Origin of the sequence: Billgrantia ethanolica (assembly GCF_021404305.1) — a bacterium.
Lineage (GTDB): Bacteria > Pseudomonadota > Gammaproteobacteria > Pseudomonadales > Halomonadaceae > Halomonas > Halomonas ethanolica.
In genome coordinates this window covers 444,469-466,861 of record NZ_JABFTX010000001.1, presented here as the reverse complement: position 1 = coordinate 466,861, position 22,393 = coordinate 444,469, and the positions used below count along the sequence as shown (strand labels likewise).

The 22,393-nt window shown below is 62.7% G+C and carries 25 protein-coding genes; 11 read left to right on the top strand and 14 right to left on the bottom strand.

From position 1 onward, the window contains the following. Window positions 1-49: 49 nt before the first annotated feature. A complete protein-coding gene (locus HOP53_RS02170) occupies window positions 50-712 on the bottom strand; it encodes a TetR/AcrR family transcriptional regulator (protein WP_103969647.1) in 663 nt (220 codons plus the stop codon). 91 nt (window positions 713-803) lie between these two features. Here HOP53_RS02170 and fabF point away from each other — a divergent pair, with 91 nt between their 5' ends. The 3 genes from fabF (at window position 804) to dctP (ending at window position 4,612) form a co-directional block, all read left to right on the top strand. Then, window positions 804-2,069, top strand: coding sequence for a beta-ketoacyl-ACP synthase II (gene fabF / locus HOP53_RS02165; RefSeq protein ID WP_234268489.1), 1,266 nt, complete (start codon window positions 804-806; stop codon window positions 2,067-2,069). A 458-nt stretch (window positions 2,070-2,527) separates the two neighbouring features. Beyond that, window positions 2,528-3,457, top strand: coding sequence for a 3-hydroxyacyl-CoA dehydrogenase family protein (locus HOP53_RS02160; RefSeq protein WP_234268488.1), 930 nt, complete (start codon window positions 2,528-2,530; stop codon window positions 3,455-3,457). A 51-nt stretch (window positions 3,458-3,508) separates the two neighbouring features. Continuing rightward, window positions 3,509-4,612 (top strand): TRAP transporter substrate-binding protein DctP, encoded by a 1,104-nt coding sequence (gene dctP / locus HOP53_RS02155; protein ID WP_234268487.1) that lies wholly within the window; start codon window positions 3,509-3,511, stop codon window positions 4,610-4,612. Window positions 4,613-4,696: 84 nt separating this feature from the next. Here the strand turns inward: dctP and HOP53_RS02150 are convergent, their stop codons facing one another. The 4 genes from HOP53_RS02150 to HOP53_RS02135 all read right to left on the bottom strand — a co-directional run bounded on the left by HOP53_RS02150 (window position 4,697) and on the right by HOP53_RS02135 (window position 7,748). Next, window positions 4,697-5,296: a Crp/Fnr family transcriptional regulator gene (locus tag HOP53_RS02150; protein WP_234268486.1), complete on the bottom strand. Its 600-nt coding sequence runs from the start codon at window positions 5,294-5,296 to the stop codon at window positions 4,697-4,699. 119 nt (window positions 5,297-5,415) lie between these two features. Then, window positions 5,416-6,354: a sensor domain-containing diguanylate cyclase gene (locus HOP53_RS02145; RefSeq protein ID WP_234268485.1), complete on the bottom strand. Its 939-nt coding sequence runs from the start codon at window positions 6,352-6,354 to the stop codon at window positions 5,416-5,418. A 149-nt stretch (window positions 6,355-6,503) separates the two neighbouring features. Further along, a complete protein-coding gene (locus HOP53_RS02140; RefSeq protein ID WP_234268484.1) occupies window positions 6,504-7,184 on the bottom strand; it encodes a dihydrofolate reductase family protein in 681 nt (226 codons plus the stop codon). Between the two features lie 87 nt (window positions 7,185-7,271). Then, window positions 7,272-7,748 carry a LabA-like NYN domain-containing protein gene (locus HOP53_RS02135; protein WP_234268483.1) on the bottom strand — a complete coding sequence of 159 codons (477 nt, stop codon included), beginning with the start codon at window positions 7,746-7,748 and terminating at the stop codon, window positions 7,272-7,274. A gap of 196 nt (window positions 7,749-7,944) precedes the next feature. Between HOP53_RS02135 and HOP53_RS02130 the strand changes: the two genes are divergently transcribed. The 5 genes from HOP53_RS02130 (at window position 7,945) to HOP53_RS02110 (ending at window position 12,761) form a co-directional block, all read left to right on the top strand. Then, window positions 7,945-8,793: a MurR/RpiR family transcriptional regulator gene (locus HOP53_RS02130; RefSeq protein ID WP_234268482.1), complete on the top strand. Its 849-nt coding sequence runs from the start codon at window positions 7,945-7,947 to the stop codon at window positions 8,791-8,793. A 267-nt stretch (window positions 8,794-9,060) separates the two neighbouring features. Further along, window positions 9,061-10,098: a TRAP transporter substrate-binding protein gene (locus tag HOP53_RS02125; protein ID WP_234268481.1), complete on the top strand. Its 1,038-nt coding sequence runs from the start codon at window positions 9,061-9,063 to the stop codon at window positions 10,096-10,098. Window positions 10,099-10,113: 15 nt separating this feature from the next. After that, window positions 10,114-10,755, top strand: coding sequence for a TRAP transporter small permease subunit (locus tag HOP53_RS02120; RefSeq protein WP_234268480.1), 642 nt, complete (start codon window positions 10,114-10,116; stop codon window positions 10,753-10,755). After that, on the top strand, window positions 10,752-12,056 hold the full coding sequence (locus tag HOP53_RS02115) for a TRAP transporter large permease (RefSeq protein WP_234268479.1): 1,305 nt from the start codon (window positions 10,752-10,754) through the stop codon (window positions 12,054-12,056). Before HOP53_RS02120 ends, HOP53_RS02115 begins: the two co-directional genes overlap by 4 nt. 3 nt (window positions 12,057-12,059) lie before the next feature. Beyond that, window positions 12,060-12,761 carry an aspartate/glutamate racemase family protein gene (locus HOP53_RS02110; RefSeq protein WP_234268478.1) on the top strand — a complete coding sequence of 234 codons (702 nt, stop codon included), beginning with the start codon at window positions 12,060-12,062 and terminating at the stop codon, window positions 12,759-12,761. Window positions 12,762-12,770: 9 nt separating this feature from the next. On the opposite strand, the gene HOP53_RS02105 is transcribed toward HOP53_RS02110, so the two are convergent. From HOP53_RS02105 to HOP53_RS02080, 6 genes are all read right to left on the bottom strand, one after another. Beyond that, a complete protein-coding gene (locus HOP53_RS02105) occupies window positions 12,771-14,981 on the bottom strand; it encodes an OsmC domain/YcaO domain-containing protein (protein WP_234268477.1) in 2,211 nt (736 codons plus the stop codon). Between the two features lie 324 nt (window positions 14,982-15,305). After that, window positions 15,306-16,052, bottom strand: a complete 747-nt coding sequence (locus HOP53_RS02100) for an SDR family oxidoreductase (protein WP_234268476.1) — start codon at window positions 16,050-16,052, stop codon at window positions 15,306-15,308. Further along, the gene (locus HOP53_RS02095; protein ID WP_234268475.1) at window positions 16,049-16,615 is read right to left on the bottom strand and encodes a dihydrofolate reductase family protein; all 567 of its coding nucleotides are present in this window, start codon (window positions 16,613-16,615) and stop codon (window positions 16,049-16,051) included. The genes HOP53_RS02100 and HOP53_RS02095 overlap by 4 nt, the downstream gene beginning before the upstream one ends. Further along, complete coding sequence (locus tag HOP53_RS02090; RefSeq protein WP_234268474.1) at window positions 16,612-17,130, bottom strand: GNAT family N-acetyltransferase; 519 nt, start codon at window positions 17,128-17,130, stop codon at window positions 16,612-16,614. Before HOP53_RS02090 ends, HOP53_RS02095 begins: the two co-directional genes overlap by 4 nt. A gap of 29 nt (window positions 17,131-17,159) precedes the next feature. Next, on the bottom strand, window positions 17,160-17,543 hold the full coding sequence (locus tag HOP53_RS02085) for a nuclear transport factor 2 family protein (protein ID WP_234268473.1): 384 nt from the start codon (window positions 17,541-17,543) through the stop codon (window positions 17,160-17,162). Between the two features lie 41 nt (window positions 17,544-17,584). Continuing rightward, window positions 17,585-18,160, bottom strand: a complete 576-nt coding sequence (locus HOP53_RS02080; RefSeq protein ID WP_234268472.1) for a hypothetical protein — start codon at window positions 18,158-18,160, stop codon at window positions 17,585-17,587. A 55-nt stretch (window positions 18,161-18,215) separates the two neighbouring features. On the opposite strand from HOP53_RS02080, the gene HOP53_RS02075 reads away from it, so the two are divergent. Beyond that, window positions 18,216-18,680, top strand: coding sequence for a DCC1-like thiol-disulfide oxidoreductase family protein (locus HOP53_RS02075; RefSeq protein ID WP_338073284.1), 465 nt, complete (start codon window positions 18,216-18,218; stop codon window positions 18,678-18,680). Window positions 18,681-18,695: 15 nt separating this feature from the next. Here the strand turns inward: HOP53_RS02075 and HOP53_RS02070 are convergent, their stop codons facing one another. Together HOP53_RS02070 and HOP53_RS02065 are read right to left on the bottom strand one after the other, a co-directional pair. Beyond that, on the bottom strand, window positions 18,696-19,169 hold the full coding sequence (locus tag HOP53_RS02070) for a GFA family protein (protein ID WP_234268470.1): 474 nt from the start codon (window positions 19,167-19,169) through the stop codon (window positions 18,696-18,698). A 58-nt stretch (window positions 19,170-19,227) separates the two neighbouring features. Continuing rightward, a complete protein-coding gene (locus tag HOP53_RS02065) occupies window positions 19,228-19,950 on the bottom strand; it encodes a DUF3626 domain-containing protein (protein ID WP_234268469.1) in 723 nt (240 codons plus the stop codon). A 71-nt stretch (window positions 19,951-20,021) separates the two neighbouring features. Between HOP53_RS02065 and HOP53_RS02060 the strand changes: the two genes are divergently transcribed. Beyond that, a complete protein-coding gene (locus HOP53_RS02060; protein ID WP_234268468.1) occupies window positions 20,022-20,708 on the top strand; it encodes a type 1 glutamine amidotransferase domain-containing protein in 687 nt (228 codons plus the stop codon). Between the two features lie 126 nt (window positions 20,709-20,834). After that, entirely contained in the window at window positions 20,835-21,428 is a 594-nt protein-coding gene (locus tag HOP53_RS02055; RefSeq protein WP_234268467.1) for a LysE family translocator, read from the top strand. A 4-nt stretch (window positions 21,429-21,432) separates the two neighbouring features. Here the strand turns inward: HOP53_RS02055 and HOP53_RS02050 are convergent, their stop codons facing one another. Next, a complete protein-coding gene (locus tag HOP53_RS02050) occupies window positions 21,433-22,266 on the bottom strand; it encodes an AraC family transcriptional regulator (RefSeq protein WP_234268466.1) in 834 nt (277 codons plus the stop codon). Window positions 22,267-22,393 lie beyond the last annotated feature (127 nt).

Sequence of the window (22,393 nt, the reverse complement as noted above, 5' to 3'; positions counted from 1 at the left end):
AGTGTAACCTGTAACGCCTCAGGTATCAATATGGATGTGCAGACGCATGCTACGCGGGGCTCTGCTCTCGCCCTATATCGCCCAGCATACTCTCCAGCTCGCTCTCGCTGACGCCGAGCATCTGCAGGATGTTGCGCTGGGCGGCATTGAGGATGTGCTGGCGTTCCTGCTCGCCGGGCAGGCTCTTGGCGATGGCCACGGCGCCTACCAGCGAGGCGAGAATGGCGCGGGACTTGTCGGCGATGACCTCGCGGTCGGCTTCGAAGGGCAGTTTCTTCAGGCGGCTCAAGGCGATGAGCCGGGTTTCCAGCATCTTCTTCATGCTCAGGTAGGAGGCTTCGAAGAGCGTGCGGACCTCGGCGTTCTCGTTGCCGATCTCGTTGAACAGCACGGTTTCCGGCCCCGGCTTGTGCTTGCGCTCCAGCTCCTGGAGATTCCAGCAGTTGGCTACCAGCTCGGTCAGGTGCTTCACCGAGAGCGGCCCCTTGACCAGCCTGGCCGCGCGGCTGCTCTCGAGGGTTTGCCGCACCGAGGCGTGGTAGAGCGCCTCCTTCGAGGCGAAGTGGGCATAGAAAGCGCCGTGGGTCATCTTGGCCAGCTTCATGATCTGAGCGATGGAGACTTTCTCGAAACCCTTGCGGCTGAACAGCTCGATGGCCGACTTGAGAATACGCTCGCGCGATTTGGCCTTGTGGTTCGTCGAGTAGGGCATGGCGATCTCACACTCCCACGCTGAATATTATGTTGATCATATCAACCTGACTGTTAGCGTGGCACAACCCCAAGCTGTTCAGGAAATTACCATGCAATCACCGCTCGTCATCACCGGCATGGGCATGATCAGTCCCCTTGGTTGTGGCGTCAAGGCAAGCTGGGAGCGCCTTCTCGCCGGCCGTTCCGGCATCTCTCCGATCACCCGCATCGATACCGGCGAACTGCCGATCAAGGTGGCAGGCTCGGTGCCAGGCATCGAGGACGACCCTGAAGCCGGCCTCGACCCGGACCGCGTGCTGGATGCCAAGGAGCGTCGCAAGCTGGAGCTGTTCAGCCTCTATGCCATGGCCGCCGCCGAAGAGGCGCTGACCCAGGCCAACTGGTTCCCCGAAAGCGATGCGGACCGGCTGGCCACCGCCACCATCATCGGTTCGGGCATCGGCGGCTTCCCCACCATCACCCAGGCGCAGAGCACCCTGACGGCGCGCGGCCACCGCCGACTCTCCCCTTTCACCGTGCCGGCTTTCCTGGCCAACCTGGCGGCGGGTAACGTCTCGATCCGCTATGGCCTGCGCGGGCCGATCGGCTGCCCGGTCACGGCCTGTGCGGCCGGGGTGCAGTCCATCGGCGACGGCATGCGCATGATTCGCAGCGGTGAGGCCGAGGTGGCCCTGGTGGGCGGCGCCGAGGCCTGTATCGACCCGCTGTCGCTGGCCAGCTTCCACGCCATGAAGGCACTCTCCACTGAGCAGGACGATCCCAGCAAGGCGTCACGCCCCTTCGACCAGGGCCGCAACGGCTTCGTGATGGGAGAAGGCGCAGGGCTGCTGGTGATCGAAACCCTGGCCCACGCCGAGGCGCGCGGGGCGACGCCGCTGGCGATCCTTAGCGGCTACGGCACCAGCGCCGATGCTCACCACATCACCGCCGGCCCGGAAGACGGCGGCGGTGCCGCGGCGGCCATTCGGGCCGCGCTGCGAATGGCCGGCCTGAAGCCCACCGATATCGACCACATCAATGCCCATGCCACCTCGACCCCGGTCGGCGACCGAGCCGAGATCGCCGCCCTGCGCAACGCCTTCGGCGACGCCCTGGCTGGCATTCCCATCTCCGCCACCAAGTCCTCGACCGGGCATCTACTGGGTGCCGCCGGCGGCGTGGAGAGCATCTTCTCTGCCTTGGCCGCCATGCACGACCGCCTGCCCCCTACCTTGAACCTGGAGAACCGCGACGAGGATCTGCACGACCTGGATATCGTCTCCGGTGAGGCGCGGGAGCATGCCACTCAGCACGTGCTGTGCAACGGCTTCGGCTTCGGCGGGGTGAATGCCGCGCTGATCGTGAGCAAGGTGTAATTCCCCCTGCACGTGGTATCACAAACGACAACACCCCGAGCCAGATGCGGGCTCGGGGTGTTGTGTTGACCTATCGGATCCCTGATCTCAGTGACAGTGAACTCTACCTACGCTGTTATCCATATGGCAGCACTGCCCTGGCGGTGAACTCTTGCGGCACCCACCACCATGGGCCAGAACGCTACTACTGAACACCAGCAGCACCAAAGCAACGATTACCATTTTCATGGCTTCCCCTTCATTTAATTATTATCGGAAGTCCTGCAATGCCAGATTGCCTGAAACCCCTCCTCGGCGGCAACTCACGATCTGTGCATGATGGTTCAGCGATATCGTTTCGTTCGCATGTCCGGAAAAGACCTCACAAAGACCGTTTCCGACCTTCCTCGTGACTGAAATAACTCGGTAGAGTTTCCTGCACAATACGGCTTCTTTGCAGTCCTACAAAAGGATTCGTCATGAAGGAACCTGTCAAGGCATGTGTCGTCGGTGCCGGGCTGATGGGGCATGGCATTGCGCAAACTTTCGCGCAAGCCGGTCATCAAGTAGCGTTGTTCGATATCGATGAAAAAAGGCGAGAACTTGCGCTCTCGCGCATCGAACAGAATCTCCAACAGTTGGGGGAAGAGCCTTCTGGCGTGCTTGCCAATATCAGCTTGTGTTCTGAACTCTCCCAAGCTGCAGCTGACGTCGATATCGTCATTGAAGCCGTCTCGGAAGTGCTCGGGTTGAAACAGGAGGTGTTCGAAGCTCTATCGCATCTGGCCCCCTCGGATGCGATTCTTTCGAGCAATACCTCGGTGATACCGATTACCGCTATAGGTGAAAAGCTTGACGATGCAGCACGCTCACGCCTCGTCGGCACGCATTGGTGGAACCCACCTCACCTGATTCCCCTGGTCGAGATCATTCGCACCGAGTACACCGCCGAAGAGGTCTTCAATGCCACCTTCGACCTGATGGCGAGCCTTGGCAAGAAGCCGGTCAAGGTGCTGATGGATGTGCCCGGCTTCATCGGCAATCGGCTGCAGCATGCTATGTGGCGCGAAGCGCTCCATCTGGTTACGACGGGGGTGTGCGATGCCGAGACCATCGATGTGGTGGTCAAGAACAGTTTCGGGTTGCGTCTGCCCTATCTCGGGCCGATGGAAAACGCCGACTTGGTCGGCCTGACCCTGACTCAACAAGTACACAAGTTCATCTTTCCTCATCTCTGCAACGATGCCTCGGCCAGTTCACTGGTCGATGAACTTCTCGATGCAGGGCACCAGGGTATGGAAAGTGGCCGAGGATTGAAAACCTGGAGCCATCAGCAAGCCGTCAGTTTGAGACATCAATTGAGCCATCGACTCATCGATACCTTAGGAGCAAACGACAACAACAAATAGCGAAACGACCCCCTCCGATAACTCAAAATATAGTATGGAATGGAGTATAAAATGAAAGCTCAACACGCCATCAAACTCACCGGATTGACCATCGGCGCCCTTATTGCGTCTTTCGTCAGTCATGCCCAGGCCCAGGAAAACTGGACGATGACCTCTACCTGGCCCGACAACATTGCACTGATCGAGGTCGATCGTTACTGGGTGGATCTGGTCAACAAGCTCGCCGGTGACGAGCTGCAAATCGAGTTCCGTGCCGGCGGCACCCTGATGCCCGGCACCGAGGTATTCGACGCCGCCGAGACAGGCAGTATCGAAGCTGCCGGCGACTGGCCCGGCTACTGGGCCGGCCGCAACCCGGCCTTCTCGCCGCTGGCCTCCACGCCCATGCTGTTCAACGCCGTGGACTACCTGAATTGGATTCAGCAATGGGGAGGCTGGGAGCTCTATCAGGAGGTCTATGGCCAGTACAATCTGGTTTATCTGCCCTATGGCATCCTCAACAACGAGTCCGGTTTCATGGGACGCACACCCATCGAGAGCCTGGCCGATCTCGACGGCAAGCGCCTACGCCTCTCCGGCCGCGACCAGGGCCGAGTGCTCGAGCAGCTCGGCGGCTCTCAGGTCACACTCGCCGGGGGCGAGATCTATCAAGCCGTGGAACGCGGCGTGGTAGACGGCGCCGAGTTCTCGGCGCCGGGGGTCGATTACGCCGCCGGCTTTGCCGAGGTGGTGGATCATTGGTCTACACCGGGCTGGCACCAGTCGGCCAGCGTATTCGGCGTGATGATCAACAAGGACGCCTGGGACGCCCTTTCCGAAGAGACTCAGGAGAAGCTGAAGATCGCCACGATGGCCACCATGAGCTGGTCGCTGACCTGGTCCGAACTCGAATCCACCGATGCCACTCAGAAGTTCATCGATGCGGGCGTGCAGATCCATCAACTTCCGGATGAGGACCTGCAGCGGATTCAGGAGATCACCAACGAGGTGATCGTACGCGGCGCCTGCGAGCACCCGGATCACGCCAAGGTCTACCACTCCATGATCAGCTATCTGGAGCACTACGCCACTTGGCGCGACGTCTCCGTGCCGTTCAACATGAGCCGTACCATGGACAACCTGCCCTCCCTCGAAGAGATCGAAGCCTGCCTGTAAGACGCCTTGAACCGCCCTGGCTCTGCCAGGGCGGTTCACTTCAGCCGTTCTAGCCGCTCCTGCCGCTGGTTGTAGTCGAGGATGTCAGGATGCATCCTTCTCCTCCATCTGCCGGAGCTTGATGCGTGACTTGATCCGGCTGAGGGCAACGGGCGTGACCCGGACGTAGCCTGCTATGTCCCGGTCCGTCACTCGCTCGGCGATGTGCGGGTATTCTTCGATGAAACGCTGGTAGCGTTCCCCCGCGGAGAGTGTGAGCAGGTCGCGCTCACGCGCCTCTTTGCGAAAGCCATAGAGCTCGAAGCCTTTGCGGAGGGCACGCTGCCATTGTGGATGTTTGTCGCCTAGCTGATCCAGCAGGTGGTATGGCAGGGATTCGACCGCAGCCGGACAGGCCGCGACGGCGCTGAAGCTGGTGACACCGCCCGGCAAAAGTGCGGCAAGACTGGCGAAGAACCTGTCTTCGGCAGCGAAGGCCTTGACCCAGGCGTCACCCTCGCAGGTTTCGTAGATCATCTTAATGATCCCAGTCTCGACGAAGTAGACATAGGGATGCGCCATTCCGGCGAGAAAAAGCGTTTCTCCGGACTCCAGCGTCTTGCGCCGAAGTAAAGGCTCAACGTGATGCCACTCGGGAAGTGGGCAGCCCGCCAGGCGCTCGAGTATTTCCTTTGCTGCGCTCACAGCCGCTCACCGCTCATTAACCTAGGTTAACCCTGACCGTACATTATCTGGGGATGCTTCCGCCAATGACGACCTGCCCTGAAAGTCATCGATCCGTGCCGCTGTCATCTGGCGCACAGTCACTCCCCCACGATACGGTCCCGCCCACTCTGCTTGGCCTTGTAGAGCCGTCGGTCGGCCTGTTCGATCAGGCTGGCCGGAATTCCCCCTTCCGCTGGAGCCGCAGTTGCCACGCCCATGCTGACGGTGACGAGGTGTGAGACGTCGGAAGCACGATGAGGGATTGCCGCATCAGCCAGGGCGGCTCGACAGCGCTCTGCCACCTGACAGGCGGCCTCCAGGTTCGTTTCCGGCAAAACGAGAGCGAACTCTTCGCCACCGAAACGCGCCAGCAAATCGCGAGGTCGCGCGGCCGAGGTACTGACGATATGGGCAACCCGGCGCAAGCAGTCGTCACCGGCGAGATGACCGTAGTAGTCGTTGTAGAGCTTGAAGCAGTCGATATCGAGCATGATGAATGAGAGCGGCAGGCCGGCCCGCTTGGCGCTGGCCCACTCCGTCTCCAGCACGGAATCGAGCAGGCGCCGGTTGGCAACACCGGTAAGCCCATCCTGATACGAGAGCTCCTCGAGCTCCCGTTGCAGGCGCATCAGCTTCTCTTCGTTCTTCTTGCGCTCGCTGATATCGAACATGAAACCGACCAGCGCTTCACCTTCGCCGGCTTCGTTGCGCACCACGTGCACGACGTCACGTATCCACACGTAGCTACCGTCGGCCTTCAGGGCGCGGTAGTCCGCCTCGTGATCGATGCCATTCCTGGACTGTTCGATACAGAAGCCGACCACCCACTCGCGATCCTCCGGGTGCATGCGCTCGACCCAGTCGTCTATGCTGACCCAACTGCGCTGCGACCAGCCCAACAGGCGCTCGATCTGCGGCCCGATGTAGGAGAAGCGCATGGTCTGGAGGTCGATTCTCCAGGGGATGGCCTGGGTAGACTCCAGCAGTGTTTTGTAGACGGCAGTGTCTACGCTCAACGGCGCGGCATCGTCACTCATAGGCGGGGCTCCACTAGGCTGCTATGCGCGTCCGTGCCGGATCGACCTGCTAATGCTCCAGTGTGCCACAGCCTAGGTGGAAGCAGGCTAAAAAAGCCATTAATGGTGGCGATAGATTTAGTTATTGGTGAAGCTGGGGCCGACGAATATCAGCTCGCTCTTGCTGCGATTCTCCTGAGTACCATATGGGTCACCTTTTTGGTCGTCACCCGCTCTACGCAGCGATAGCCGAGCGCGCGCATGTCGAGGCCGGTGAACAGGTGCTCCCCGGCGCCGAGCAGTATCGGGGTAACGGCAAGGTGAAGCTCATCGACGAGCTGCGCACGCAGGTACTGCTGCACGGTCGCTATACCGCCGCCCAGGCGTACGTCCCTATCTCCTGCGGCTTCGCGGGCTCCTGCGGCTTCGCGGGCGCGCTCCAGAGCTGCATGAATGCCTTGGGTGACGAAGTAGAACGTCGTGCCATCCGGCATCTCGACGGGATCGCGAGGGTGATGGGTCAATACGAAGACCGGCATGTGAAACGGCGGGTTGTCGCCCCACCATCCTTGCCAGCTTTCATCCGGCCAAGAGCCTCGCACGGGGCCGAACATGTTGCGGCCCATGATCCAGGCGCCGACGTTCTCGAAGCCGCGGGTTACGAAATCGTCGTCGGGGCCGGTTTCTCCGCCCGTCTGGCCCAGCACTCTTCGCTGGAAAGTCGCGGTTGCAAACTGCCAGTCCTGACTCTCCAGGCCGTTGACGCCCATCGGATTTTCCAGGCTCTGCTGGGGGCCGGCGGCAAAGCCGTCCAGCGAGATACTGAAGCATGACACACGTAGCTGACTCATCGTGGCCTCCTGAACGGATGCATCGCATGGTCAGTAGTCGAACGGTCTGCATGAGATTCGACATTCCACCGGCCAGCCCGCCTCCCTCTAAGACAGCAGGAGCCTCTCATCGATGGGCTTGAACTCGTTGGCGGCGCTCATCAGAGAATTAGCCGTCAACTGCGGTACGCCATAGACCTCCGCCACCTTCCCATGGACTTGCCGGATCTTGTCCACCAGCAGGGCGAAATCCCCATCGCCCGAAACCAGCACGATGACGTCCGCCTGCTCGGCGTATTCGATGGCATCGAGAGTAATGCCGACGTCCCAATCGCCTTTGGCGGAACCGTCCGCCCTTTGAATGTAGGGCTTCAGCTTTACTTCGAAGCCGATGGCGCGAAGGATGTTCTGAAATTCCTGCTGCTTCCGGTCGCTCCTGTCGATGGCGTAGGCAATGGCTTTCACTACCTCTCGGCCAGCGGTGGCTTCGGCCCAGAACTTGTTGTAATCGAAATTGCGCTTATACGCTTGGCGCACCGTGTAGTAGACGTTCTGAACGTCCACGAATATCGCCACTTTCACCATGTTGTCGCTCTCATTGGCTCACATCCTGGATGAATGAAAACGCAAGCGCCCCGGGCCAGTATGAACTGACCCGTGGCGTTTGTGTGCTCCGGCGTTGCAATGGCCGGCTGGCTTACAGGGCATGCCCGCGGTCCGATGGTTGCGGCGCCGCTTCTCACCGGACATGATGTCTGAAACTACAGTTTCAGGAGTCGGCATGGCCAGATCTTCGCAGGCGCGTTCCTTCCTCTCCCGGGTACGCAGCGCCCTGCCCTCCCTGCACCCGGCCGAGCGCCGGCTGGGCGAGTTCGTGTGCGATTTCCCCGGTGAAATCGCCAGCTACGATGCCCAGGAGTTGGCAAAGTTTGCCGGGGTCTCCAAGGCGACGGTGTCGCGCTTCGTACGCCGGCTCGGCTACGAGAGCTACGAGGCGGCGCGCAAGCACGCCCGCGAGGAGCAAACCACCGGCTCGCGCCTCTTCCTGCAGAGCGCGGCCCTGGAGCCGGGCGAGCGCTCCCTGGCGCTCAATCTCGACCAGGGCAAGGACAACCTCGACCGGACCTTCTCGGCGATCACCCAGGCGCAGGTGGACGCCGTGGCCCGGGCCATCCTCGACGCCCGCAAGACCTGGGTCATTGGCTTTCGCGCCAGCCACCCTTTCGCCGACTACCTGCGCTGGCAGCTCACCCAGGTGGTGGAGCAGGTGGTCAGCCTGCCCGGCGGCGGCGAGACCCTGGGCGAGCACCTGGTCAGCGTGCGCCCGGAGGACTGCGTGGTCGTCATCGGCCTGCGTCGCCGGGTGGCAATCACCGAGCAGGTGCTGGCCGAGGCCCGCGAGAGCGGCGCTCAAGTGCTCTATATCACCGATGAGGGGCTCGCCCCGGACCCCAGCGTCACCTGGCACTTCCGCTGCTGCACCCTGGCCGCCGGGCCGCTGTTCAACCACACCGCCGTCATGGCGCTCTGCCACCTGCTGGCCATGCGCACCATCGAGCTTGCCGGTGACGACTCGCGCCGCCGCCTGCGCCGTATCGAGACGCTGAACGACAAGCTCGAAGAACTGTAGGAAGACGGCACCCTCCCGGTGCACAGCGCTACCAAACTGCACACTTTCCGGGCAAGAAACGAAACAGTCGCGCGGGCGACGGTAGGCCGATTCTGGGGTAATTATCTGTTTTCGTTGTGAAACTGTAGTTTCTTATAACTGATGGCATGAAACTTGGATCACTCAAGGCGACTGCTGCCGCCTGAACGCGGCGAGCCGATACCGCCACCTGGCGCCCAGCGGAGCCGCACTCTCTCCCAAGGTGCCGCCAATGACAGGACCAAGACCATGCTGACACGTACCGCTCTGGTAACCGCCGTCTCCGCCGCCCTGATGGCCTCCGTCTCCCAGGCCAGCACGCTGTCGATCCAGGTGCTGGGCCAGCCCGCCGGCTCCGGCCTGATCGCACAGCAGAAGGAGCAGCCCTTCTTCACCAACCTGGCGGAAAACACCGGCCTGGATATCACCGTGCAGTACCTGCCGGTGGACGTGGCGGGGGTTCCCGACACCGACGGCCTGCGCGTGCTACGTTCCGGCCTCTTCGATATCGTCTCCCTGCGCGGCCCCCAGGTGAGCCGCGATGAGCCTTCCATCCTCGGGCTCGACCTGATCGGGCTCAACACCAGCTTCGAGGCCGGCCGTGAGCACGTCGCCGCCTTCTACGATTATGTGGACAACCGCCTGCAGGAGCGCTTCAACGCCAAGCTCTTGGGCACCTGGCCCGCCGGCCCCCAGGTGATCTTCTGTCGCGGCGAGATCGGTGGCCTGGATGATCTGCGCGGCAAGCGCGTGCGCGTAGGCGACCAGAGCGCGGCCAACTTCGTCGGCCAACTGGGGGCCACCGGCATTTCGATGCCCTTCGGCGACGTCCAGCAGTCGCTTTCCCGCGGCGTGATCGATTGCGCCATCACCGGCCCCGCCTCGGCCAACTCCGGCGGCTGGCCGGAAGCCACCACCACGGTGCTGCCCATCGCCTTGCAGCTGGCCATCAACGGCTATGCGATCAATCTCGACACCTGGAACGGCATGACCGAGGAGCAGCAGACCCAGCTCGAGTCGGCCATCGCCGAGCTGAGCGACGGGATCTGGGCCTATTCCGAGGAGCTCTATGAAGACGCCATGCGCTGCAACGCCGGCGAGACACCCTGCGAGTACGGTACCCCCTACTCCCTCACCGAGGTGCCGGTGACCGAGGAGGATCTGGCCAAGGTGGCCGCCGCAGTGGAAGAGGTCTCCCTGCCGATCTGGGCACGCCAGTGCAATGCCGCCGCCGCGGACTGCGAGGACGTGTGGCGCGCTACCGTCGGCCAAAAGCTCGGCCTCTGAGCCCGGGAGGCGACGATGACGATCTACGCTCGCATTCTCGGCATACTGTTTGGCGCCATGATGCTGCTGCTAGCCCTGCTGATCACGGTGGAAACCGTGATCCGCAAGGTCTTCTCGATGTCGCTCGGCGGGGTCGACGAGCTGGGAGGGTACGCCATCGCCATCGCCGCTCCGCTGGCATTCTGCGTGGCCATGGTCGAGCAGTCCCATATCCGCATCAACCTGGTGCACATGCGCCTGTCCTTCAGGGTGCAGGCGGTGCTCAACGCCTTGGCCGCCCTGACCCTCGGGCTGCTGGCAGCCTTCCTGCTCTACTTCACCATCCAGACCGTCCAGGACACCCGGCTCTACGGCTCCATTGCCCAGACGCCCCGGGCCACGCCGTTGATCTACCCGCAGACCGTGTGGCTGATCGCCATGGCCGCCTTCACCCTGGCCGCCGCAGTGCTCACCGCCCAGGCCATGGGGCTGCTGGCGAAGGGCGACTGGAAGGCGCTCAACCGCCGCTTCGGGCCGAGCTCGACCCAGGACGAGCTGGCGGCGGAGCTCGAGGACCTCAAGCAGCGCGAACAGCAATCCGACGAGCCGCTGCTCGACGAGCCGCAGGCGGATGAATCCCCTACCGGCGACCCGGCGCGCAAAGGAGGCCAGTCATGAGCATTCCCCTGATCGCCACGGCGTTCTTCATCATGCTCGGCCTGATGCTGCTGAGCATCCCGGTGGCCGTGGCCATCCTCTTCGTCGGCGTGATCGGCGGCTACCTGATGCACGGCTTCCCCCTGGTGGACATGATGGGTGGCGTGGTATGGAGCAGCCTGAACAGCCCCTCCATGCTGGCGATTCCGCTGTTCATGCTGCTCGGCGAACTGCTGCTGCGCGGCGGCATTGCCGACCGGATGTACGCGGCGCTCTCGGTGTGGTTCAACCGCCTGCCGGGCGGGCTGCTGCACACCAACATCGCCACCTGCACGCTCTTCTCCGCCACCTCGGGCTCGTCGGTAGCTACCGCCGCCACCGTGGGCACCATCTCGCTGCCGGCGCTGCAGAAATACCGCTATCCGGTGCGTCCCGCCCTCGGCTCCCTGGCCGCCGGCGGCACCCTGGGAATCCTGATTCCCCCCAGCATCAACCTGCTGGTCTACGGCCAGCTGGCCAACACCTCGGTCAGCCAGCTCTTCGCCGCCGGTCTGATCCCGGGCCTCACCCTGGCCCTGCTCTTCTCCGTCTACCTGTTCCTCTTCCACGGCAAGGCGGGCAATGCCTCCCTGGTGGTGGTCAACCTGCCGCTGCGAGAGAAGCTTGCCCTCTCGCGCCACCTGGTGCCGCCCTTCGTGATCTTCGGGGTGGTGATGGGGAGCATCTACGGCGGGATCGCCACGCCCACCGAGTCCGCCGCCATCGGGGTCATGATCGCCCTGGCCTTCATCGTCGGCGGCGGCAAGCTGAGCCTCGATCTGCTGATCCACTGTTCGCTGCACGCGGCCAAGACCACCGGCATGGTGATCATCGTGCTGATGTGCGCCCTGCTGCTCAACGTGACCCTCTCGATGCTGGGCGTGACCCAGGCGCTGACCCAGTGGGTGGCTAGCTTCGGCCTCACCCAGGTGGGCCTGCTGCTGGTGCTGCTGCTCTTCTACGTGGTGCTCGGCACCTTCATGGATGCCATGTCGATGCTGGTGCTGACGGTGCCGATCACGGTGCCCATGGTGATGGCCGTGGGCGTGGACCCGATCTGGTTCGGCATCTTCATCGTTCTGATGTGCGAGATCGCCCTGATTACCCCGCCGGTGGGCATGAACCTCTTCGTGGTGCAGGGGGTGCGCAAGGATGGCGGCAGCTTCAACGACGTGATTTGGGGCTCGCTGCCCTTCGTGGCGATCATGGCGCTGTTCACACTGGCCATCATGGTCTGGCCGCAGATCGTGATGTGGCTCCCCGACCTGCTGGCGGGGCGCTGATCGATGACCCATACCCCTGGAGACGCCACTCCGCCGGCCCCCGTTCGCGTGCTGGCCATCAATCCCAACACCAACCCGACCGTCACCCAGCGAGTGCGGGAGGTGCTGCAGGCCCAGGCGCCGCCCGGCGTGATCATCGAAGCGGAGAGCCCACACCAAGGGCCCCGGGCCGTGGAAAGCGGGCAGGACAAGACTCGCGCCGCCGGCCACGTGATGGCGCTGATCGAAAGTCGCATGGCGCAGGGCTACGCCGGCTATATCCTCGCCTGCTTCGATGACATCGCCGTTGCCGAGGCCCGCGCTCTGACCGGCGCCCCGGTGGTCAGCCTGGCGGAGGCCGGCATTCGTCGCGCGGACGCCACCGGCGGCCCCTTCACGGTGATCACCACCTTCGAGGGCGCCGTGGCTACCATTGAGTCGCTCTGCGAGCGCTACGGCGTGAAGGAGCGCTGCCGCGTCGTGGCCACCGGCATCGGCGTGAGCGAGACCGCGGCGCGCACACCCCTGGCCGAGACACGGCTGGCGAGCCTCTGCGAACGAGCCCGTGCGGAGGGGGCGCGAGCCATCGTACTGGGCTCCGGTGCCTTCGCCGGACGCGGCGCGCAGCTTACCAGGCGCCACGGCCTTCCAGTGATGGACGGCTTCGCCGAGGCGCTGGCCTTCGTGCTGCTCCAGGCGGAGCTCATGCGGGACCGGGGCACCTAGCGCCTTCGCTCAGGTGGGAGTGCACGCCCCTGCGCGCCTGGCGCGGTGGGCGTGCAGCTTCTTGTAGCTCTCGATCAAGCGCTGGTGCTTCTCCAGGCCTTCGAGCTGCATGTTGGTGGGCGTGAGGCCATGGAAACGTACCTCGCCGGTGACAGAGCCGACCACCGCGGCCATGGTCTTCTCACCGAACATGCGGGTGAGGTTGTGCAGGTAGTCGTCAAGTTCCAGCTCGTCGTCGAGCACGATCTCCAGCACCGCGGCCACGGCCTGGTAGAACAGCCCGCGCTCCACGGTATTGTCGTTGTACTGCTGGAACATCTCGACCCGCTCCAGGGCCTCTTCGTGCTGGCCCAGCGCCAGGTGGATCAGCAGCTTCAGCTCGAGGATGGTGAGCTGACCCCACACGGTGTTCTCGTCGAACTCGATACCGATCAGGGTGATGATGTCCATGTGCTCGTCGAGCTGGCTCTCCTCCAGGCGCGCCAACAGGTCGGCGAGCTTCTCGTCGCTCAGGGCGTGGAGATTGAGGATGTCCTCGCGGTAGTCCAGCGCCATGTTGGTGTTGTCCCAGATCAGGTCTTCCACCGGGTACACCTCGGAATAGCCCGGCACCAGGATACGGCACACCGGTGCGCCCAGGTCCTCGTGCACGGCCATGTAGGCCTCGAGCCCCAGCTCTTCCAGAATGCCGAACAGCGTGGCTGCTTCTTCATCCGTACTGTTGGAACCGCTGCCGGAGAAGTCCCAATCGGCGAACTCGAACTCACTCCTGGCACTGAAGAAGCGCCAGGAGACCAGCCCCGAGGAGTCGATGAAGTGCTCGACGAAGTTGTTGGGCTCGGAGACGGCCTGGGAATTGAAGGTCGGCGGCAGGAAGTCGTTCAGGCCCTCGAAGCTGCGGCCCTGCAGCAGCTCGGTGAGGCTGCGCTCCAGCGCCACCTCGAAGCTGGGGTGGGCGCCGAAGGAGGCGAATACGCCGCCGGTGCGCGGGTTCATCAGGGTCACGCACATGACCGGGAACTGGCCGCCGAGTGAGGCGTCCTTGACCAGTACCGGGTAGCCCTGGGCCTCCAGGGCCTGAATGCCTTCGAGAATGCCCGGGTAGCGCTCAAGCACTTCCATGGGCACGTCCGGCAGCGCCAGTTCCTGTTCGAGGATCTCACGCTTCACCGCCCGCTCGAAGATCTCCGAGAGGCACTGCACCTGCGCTTCAGGCAGCGTGTTACCGGCGCTCATGCCGTTGCTGAGGTAGAGGTTCTCGATCAGGTTGGAGGGGAAGTAGACCGTCTCGCCGTCCGACTGGCGCACGAAGGGCAAGGCGACGATGCCCCGCTCCCGCTTGCCGGAGTTGGTGTCGATCAGGTGCGAGCCGCGCAGCTCGCCCTCCGGGTCGTAGATCTCGCGGGTGTAGTCGTCGAGGATGCCTGCGGGCAGCTCGTCGTTGGGCCCGGGCTTGAACCACTCCTCGTCGGGGTAGTGGACGAAGGCGCTATTGGCTATCTCTTCGCCGAAGAACTGGTCGTTGTAGAAGAAGTTGCAGCTCAGGCGCTCGATGAACTCGCCCAGCGCCGAGCACAGCGCGCTCTCCTTGGTGGCGCCCTTGCCGTTGGTGAAGCACATCGGCGAGGCGGCATCACGAATGTGCAGCGACCACACGTGGGGCACGATGTTGCGCCAGGAGGCGATCTCGATCTTCATGCCCAGCTCCGCCAGCATGGCGGACATGTTGGCGATGGTCTGCTCCAGCGGCAGGTCCTTGCCCTCGATCCAGGTGTAGGCGTCCTCGTCGGGCTGCACCATCAGTAGGGCCTGGGCGTCCTCGTCGAGGTTCTCCACCGTCTCGATCTGGAACTCGGGGCCGGTCTGCACCACCTTCTTGACGGTGCAGCGGTCGATGGAGCGCAGGATGCCCTCACGATCCTTCTCGGAGATGTCTTCCGGCAGCTCGACCTGGATCTTGAAGATCTGGTTGTAGCGGTTCTCCGGGTCGACGATGTTGTTCTGGGAGAGGCGGATGTTCTCGGTGGGGATGTTGCGCGCCAGGCAGTAGACCCGCACGAAGTAGGCCGCACACAGCGCGGAAGATGCCAGGAAGTAGTCGAACGGGCTTGGCGCCGAGCCGTCGCCCTTGTAGCGAATGGGCTGGTCGGTGATGACGGTGAAATCGTCAAACTTGGCTTCAAGCCTGAGATTTTCGAGAAAATTGACTTTGATTTCCATGACGGGCTACCGATGGGGAAGTGTTGCTGGCGCAGGCCGAGGCGCGCAGTCTATCACACCACCCGGGCGCTTTCGGTAACCGACGGCAAGGGAGGAAAGCCCGGCAGTACGCCGCGAGTCGGAAGAGGAAGCTGTGGGAGTCTGGCGGTAGGGCACATAAGAATCTACCCGGCAAACTGGTTACCGGGTAGTTCCCTGCATACTTGTGTTTTTTTCGTCAGAGCCGTCTCTGCGGCTTTGTTTACGCAAATTAACATTGGGTAACGCTGAACGCAACATAGACCTTAGGCTAAAAGCATGACCTGATGTCGCTGTCTTCCACCGCTATCTTCCGCCGGTTACGTCCAGCAGCGTGCCGGTAGAGTACGAGGCTTCGTCGGAGAGCAGCCAGAGGATGGCGCGGGCCACCTCTTCCGGCTGGCCGCCGCGCTGCATGGGCACGCCCGCCTTCACGCGCTCGACCCTGTCGGGCTCGCCTCCGCTGGCATGGATCTCGGTGTAGATCACCCCGGGGCGCACGGCGTTGACACGGATGCCCTCGCCCGCGACCTCCTTGGCCAGGCCGATGGTGAAGCTGTCGATAGCGCCTTTGGCAGCGGCGTAGTCGACGTACTCATCCGGCGCGCCGAGCCGCGAGGCGATGGAGGAGACGTTGACGATCGCCCCACCCTGCCCACCGTGCCGGGTCGACATCCGCCGTACGGCCTCCCGGGTGCAGAGAAAGCTGCCGATCACGTTGGTGGTCAGTACCCGGTTCAGGCGCGAGGCGTCCATCTCCTCCACTCGCATCTGCCTTTCCAGGATACCGGCGTTGTTGACCAGCGCCGCGACCGGTCCGAGCTTCTCATCGACTTCGGCAAACAGGCGCATCACGTCGGCCTCGTGGCCGACATCGCCCGCTATGGCAATGGCTTTGCCGCCGGCGTGGGCGATCTCCTCGACTACGGCCTGTGCTGCCGCCTCGTTGTGGCGATAGTTGATGCACACGGCGTAGCCTCTGGCCGCGGCCAGGCGGGCGGTGGCTGCACCGATGCCCCGGCTGCCGCCGGTAACCACCAGGACCTTTTTCAATGCGATACCTCCCTTGCGGCCACCCCATACCGCAACTCGACCATACCGGTACCCATCTGGCGTACCGATTCGAGGCGCAGGGTTGGGCTCAGCACGCGGCGTGGAAAGAGCGGCTTACCCTTGCCCAGGGTAACGGAGCCAATCTGGACGATGAGCTCATCGAGCAGGCCGGCATCGTGAAACTGCCCCGCCAGATCGCCCCCACCGACGATCCAGAGGTTTTTTCCTCCCGCGGCTGCACGCATCTCTTCATGGATAGGCCCCACCTCCCCCTGCACGAAGCGGACGTCCGCTCCTTCGGGAATCGCCAGGTCGCGATGGGTGAACACCCAGGTCGGCTGGGCGTAGGGCCATGGCGAGCCGGTTTCGGCCGCCACGGTATCGGCATTGCGCAGGATCCACTCGTAGGTGGAAGCTCCCATGGCCAACGCGCCCACCTCGGCGATGAATGCCGGATAGCTGGAATCGCTCAGGTCGGCCAGAGTGAACAGCCACTCCAGGGAGTCCTCTTCCGTGGCAATGAAGCCATCGAGACTGGCTGCGGTGTAGTACTGGGTTTTCATGATTGTCCATCCGCAAGAAAAGCTTCATGGAAGGTAACGCTACCCTGCGGAACATGATCGCCGAAGGGCAAGGCGAAGAAATACTCCGCTGGCACTCCCTCGTAGACGAGCCCAGGCACATGACGGAACCCGAACTTGACGTAATACTCAGGGTGGCCGACGAGACAGCAGCCTTGGGCGCCTATGGCTTGCAGCCGAGCCAAGCCCTCTTCGATCAGCGCCTTGCCGATACCCTGCCGCTGGTATTCCGGCAGTACGGAAACCGGCCCCAAGCCATACCAGCCCGTGGTGTCATCCGAGATGCTTACCGGCGAGAAAGCGATATGACCCACTACCCGACCTTCCCTCTCCGCCACCAGCGATACTGCCAAAGCGCCAGCGGCGCGTAATCCGGCGACGATGAACTGCTCGGTATAGCTGCTGTGTTCCATTTCTCGAAAAGCCGCGACAGTTAGGTCGTGTATGGCATTGATATCGGCAGCTGTTTCTTCACGTATGGCGATATTTGCTTCCATTAGGTGTCCCATAGCGGCCGATGGCCAATTTAGCTACGGTCGACGATGCTGACGATCCGCTCTCCGCCGAACGTGAACTCGGTGGTGCCATTCAGTTCGAGCAGGCTGCCCGCCTTCGGCCCGCCGGGCATGTCCTGCGCCAGGCGGCCGCGGTAATCGATCTCGGCCGTGGCGCCATCTTGGTGGAAGACCAGAGAGGTCACACGCTGAAAGCGCTCGGTGAAGAGCCCCTTGGCCCGCTGTGCGAGCAAACGGAACTCCTCGATACCGCTCGCCGAGGCCGTCAGCTCCTCGCCCGAGTAATTCTCGAACTCGACGTCCGGTGCCAGGACGGCCAGCATGCCTTCGATGTCGAAGTCGTTATAGGCAGCGACGTACTGCTCGATCAGCTCGCGTTGCTTCGATTCGTCCATGAAAGCTCTCCTGTCAGGTCCTGGCGGCGAAAATTCTCAGTTCAGGTAGTGATTGCGTTAGTCAAGATTAGGATAAACACGACCGGATAGCCCACGATGGCAGGGGTCATGGTCAGCACCATGCCCAGCGCACGCCCTTCCACACCTTGCCGGTAGCCACGCAGAAACAGCACGCGGCCGACAATGAAGAACGCCACGCTGACAGGAATGAGCGAGAGCCACGCCCCTGCCACCAGGCTGGCATAGGCAACATAGAACCCGACCGCCAATACCGCTTGCTCCAGGGTGTTCTGCAGGAACGCCACATAGATGGCGAGCCTCTCGCTCGGCGGCCCGGCAGCCGAGCCGCCGATATCCTCAGGCGAAAACCGGCGGGTGGTAGAGACCAGGCCGACACCCACCAGCACGCAGAACAGCACCACGGCACCGGCACGTGCGGCAAAGGCCAGGCGCTCCCCGAGCTCGACGGGAAAAGCGATGAATACAGGCAAGAGCCAGTAGGCTGCACCCACCGCCATGCCGAAAAGTACGAAGCCGAGCGCTCCCGCAGAGCGGATCTTGTGCTCGGCGCGCTGCATGTCGATCTGGTCTGGGGGTGTCTTGTAGCCCTGGCTCATGCCGATCTCCTTCTGAATGTAAGCGCTAGCTTGGCCTGTATACGCTCCAGGCTCCATGCTGGTGCAAGCAGCCTACATACGAAAGGAAGGAAAAATGCCGTCAGAGGATGATTCGAACGTGCCGGCTCCTGCGAACCGTTGCCTGCGACTGGTGTACGACGGCGAGTGTCCCATGTGCCGAAGCTACGTACGCTGGCAGCGTGTCCGCCGGGACGTGGGCGAACTCGAACTGATCGATGCCAGGCAGGACAGTGAGGCGCGCCGCGAACTGACCGCCATGGGCTTCGACCTGGACGAGGGCTTTGCCCTGCAGGTAGGCGAACGCTGGTATCACGGCAGCGAAGCCCTGCACCGCCTTACTCTGCTCGGGACTCGCAGCGGCCTGTTCAATCGCCTGATGTATCGGCTGTTTGCCAGCCCCGAGCGCACGGCACGGCTCTATCCCCTGTTCAGAGCGTGCCGAACCGGCCTGCTCAAGATGCTGAGAAAAGGCGCCATCGACAACCTGAGGCGAAAGTGAGCCTGGCCGAGAAGCTCAAGGCGTTTCCAGCCCTCTGCGCTGATGCCACTCGGCGATGCTCTCTTCGGGGTAGCCGGCGAAGCACTGGTCGCCTTGCTTCGTCTCGACCTCCACCCAGGCGGCTTTGCTGTCCAGCAGCAGATGGACCCGCTCCGGCGGCACCGGCAGCTCGGTGTCGATGGCCGATGCAAACGGATGTACCAGCTCGGGCCAGCCGGGATCGAAGACCCATAGCGCCGAGGCGCACTGTTTGCAGAAGTGCCGCTCGCCGGAGCTCTTTTGACCATCGATCACGGCATGATAAATGCCCTGATGCTTTGCCCCCTCGACCTGCAGCGTTTCGGCGAGACCGCTCAGATTGATGGCGTAGCCGCCCCCACCGGCGGTCTTGCGGCAGATCGAACAGTAGCAGCGCTGGTAAGGGTAAGGATGCGGCGACTCGACGCTGAAACGAACCGCGCCGCAGTGGCAGGAACCTTCGAGCAACATGTTTCTCCTCCTTGGCTGCGTGTCAGGTCCATTCGCAGTCTAGCCTCGATTGCAATGATCATTCGAACGAGCGCGTACCTGAACGAACGCACCGGCGAATATGCGCTTCGATATAGTTATCAAGCAAATCCGTCTCGTCGGCATCCGCCATCTCGATCAAGTGGCCTACCCGACATCCGACGCCATAGCTCCTGGGCCCAAAAAAGCTTTCCGGGTAACAGAACGTGGTCCTATCCAGCAACTCCGGCTTGAGCTTGAAATACGAGGAGCCGAAGCGAGGAGAGCCGCCCGAACCAAGCTTCTTGTAGTTCAAGGCGCCATACTTCGGACGTGCAGAAGGCTCACCGCTATCGTAGGAGCCCTTGAATGCGCGACTTTCCCACGCCCATCGCCCACCACCCGGAAAAGCGCTCAGCCCCCCATTGCTGGTCCCTGTTTCGAACTGGCACTTGAGCACACCGTCCTTGGCAATGGCGTGCAGCAGGGGAATCCCCGATAAGGTCAATCGGTCAGGATGAAAGTTAATCGTGACTTCCAGCTCGCCAGATACGGCTTTTTCATGCCCGAGCCCCTCGAAGAGCTCAATACACGTCAATTGGGAAACACTCAGGGTCGTTCGTGCTTTTTTCGTGTCCGTCTGATCAGCCATAGAAAACCTTGAACCTGCAATAGGTGACGTCATCGCTATCCGCCCGGCGTCACGGACGACGCACCTCATAGAGTAGCCCTGACCGAGCCCGGGTGGGTGAATCTTGAAATTAGGCCTTGCGGTGGTGGACACGCTACGCTCCTGTATAGCCTTTCGACCACCATGGACCCGGTTGCCCACCGGCATCAAGAAAGGAGAGCCTCATGAGCCCACGTATTCTGATGGTACTCACTTCCCACGACCGCCTCGGCGATACCGGCGAGCCCACCGGCTTCTGGCTGGAGGAACTGGCGGCTCCCTACTACGTCTGCCTGGATGCCGGCGCCGAGGTGGTGCTGGCCTCGCCCAAGGGCGGCAAGCCACCGCTGGACCCGAAGAGCGACGCCGAGGAGAGCCAGACAGACGCGACCCGTCGCTTCCAGCAGGACGATCAGGCCCAGCAGGCGCTGGCCAATACGCACAAGCTGAGCGAGGTCAGCGCCGACGATTTCGACGCCATCTTCTACCCCGGCGGCCACGGTCCGCTGTGGGATCTGGTCGACGATACGGATTCGATCCGCCTGGTCGAAACTTTCTGGGCGCAGCAGAAGCCGGTGGCTGCCGTGTGCCACGCGCCCATCGTGCTGATCCACGCTCGCGATCCCGAAGGCAATCCGATCATCCGCGGCCGACAGGTCACCGGCTTCACGAACGAAGAGGAAGCGGCCGTTGGCCTTACCGAAGTGGTGCCGCACCTGGTGGAAAATGCCCTCAAGGAGGGTGGCGCCCACTACTCCAAGGCGGATGTGTTCACCCCTTATGCTCGCCAGGACGGCAAGCTGATCACCGGGCAGAACCCGCCCTCGTCGGAGCCCACCGCCAAGCTGCTGCTGGAGGCGCTGGGCAAATAGGCACCACTCTTCAAGCTACCGGCCGACCTGGCCGGTAGCCGCTGACTTGATCCCACATCAATTTCCTTCAATACCGCACCGCGCCGCAGCGGCAGACTCAGGCCATTGCCACCCAGGAGGATGACGATGAGCCTTGCCATGATTCTGCCGATGTCGGCGTTTGCCCTTGCGGCTTCGATCTCGCCCGGGCCGGTGAACCTGGTATGCCTGAGCAGCGGTACGCGCTATCCGCTTGCCCAGGGGCTGGTGTTCGTCACTGGCGCCACGCTGGGTTTCATTGCGCTCTTCGTTGCCGTGGGGCTGGGGCTCTATTCGACACTAGAGCGGGTGCCGGGCCTCGAGCAAGCTCTGCGCTGGGCCGGCGTGGCGTTTCTGCTCTACCTGAGCTGGCGGCTGTTCCGCGACGATGGCCACCTGCCCGAGAACGAGGCCCAACGGGCACCGAGCTTCATGACGGGAGCCCTGATGCAGTGGCTCAACCCCAAGGCGTGGCTGGCGTCGGCATCGGGTATCGGGGCCTACACCAGCGGCAGTGACCTGAATCAGGTGTTGCTGTTCGCCTCCCTCTATCTGCCGATCTGCTGGCTGTCGCTGGGCAGTTGGGTCTATGCCGGCGCCTTTCTGCGCCGCTACGTGCACCGCCCGACGGTACTGGTGACGGTGAATCGCACCCTAGCGCTATTGCTGGCCGCCAGTTGCCTCTATCTTTTGCTCGAGTGAGGGGCTATTGCTCGAGTGAGGGCTGGCGATACTGCTGCGGCGTGGCGGCCACCATGCGCTTGAAGGTGCGCTGAAAGTGCGACTGGTCGGCAAAGCCCGCGTTCAACGCCGCTTCGGCAATCGGCGTGCCGTTCTTCAGCTCGTGCTGGCCGAGCTGGATGCGCCGATTGACCAGATAGGCATGCGGCGTGAACCCGAAATGGCGCTTGAAGGCGCGAATCAGGTGGCCGGCACTGTAGCCGCTAAGCTCGCACAAGTCGTCCAGCGATATGTCGTCGCTGGCGTGCTCGTCAAGATAGCTAGCCAACGCCGTGAGCGTGGCCGGCGCCCGTGCCAACAGCCGTGCCGGCTGGCCGGCCAGCTCGTGCATCAGCGCCGAAAGGTATTCCACCACTTCGGTCTGCTTGTCGAGCAGGTCACGGTTGGGGTCCAACAGGCAGGCTGCCATGCGGCAGTACCCTTGGTACCACTTTTCCTCATCGATCACCGCGGTGGCGAGGTCCTGCCAATGGGGTGCCTCCAGCAACCCTGCCTGGTAGCGCAACGCCGTCAGCCACCCGGCATCCACGTAGAGCATCAGATAGCCCCAAGGCCGGTCCTCGATGGCGCTGCAGGCGTGCATCCACCCGGGGTTCATCATCACCAGGGTGCCGGCCCTCACGTGATGACGGTCGTCCCGGTAGCGGAAGTTACTCTCTCCCGCGGTGATTGCCCCCAGCGACCATTGGGTATGACTGTGCGGCGCATAGCAGACCTTGCGACCGTCCTCGACCTTGCGCAGCTCCACGTAGGGCATGCGCGTATCGCGCCAGAACAGTGGCTTGGAGGGAGGCGTCATGATGAGTTCCTTACTGGCAACTCACCACAGTGTAGCGCCTTGCCACTCTCGATGCGTCACGGCCACTCCTCTTCATAACCATTGAATAAAGGGCATTGACCGGAATGCCAAGAAACCCATTGATCGA